At 67.8% G+C, this 242-nt stretch carries 1 protein-coding gene; it reads right to left on the reverse strand.

Annotated elements, in window-relative coordinates:
- The coding region (locus tag KVT44_RS56715; protein WP_217577122.1) for a sortase at positions 1-242 on the reverse strand (242 nt) is incomplete at both ends.

Here is a 242-nt window from a genome sequence, read left to right on the forward strand (position 1 = left end):
GTGATGTCGCGGCCCGGCGCCGTAAAGCCGGTCCCCTGGGGGAACGGGACCAGCACCTTCATGTTCGACGGGGACGACACCGGCAGGATCGACGTCATCTTGTAGACGAAGTAGTCGACCTGGGTCTCGACCACGATGGAGTCGCCGGGCGTGAGCCGGTTGATGGACCGGAACGGTTCCCCGTGTGTGGTGCGGTGCCCCGCGAGACCGAAGTTGCCGGTCTGGGCGCCCGGGATCGCCGC

The organism is Streptomyces sp. GbtcB7 (genome assembly GCF_019091445.1).
In the GTDB taxonomy this organism is placed as follows: domain Bacteria; phylum Actinomycetota; class Actinomycetes; order Streptomycetales; family Streptomycetaceae; genus Streptomyces; species Streptomyces mirabilis.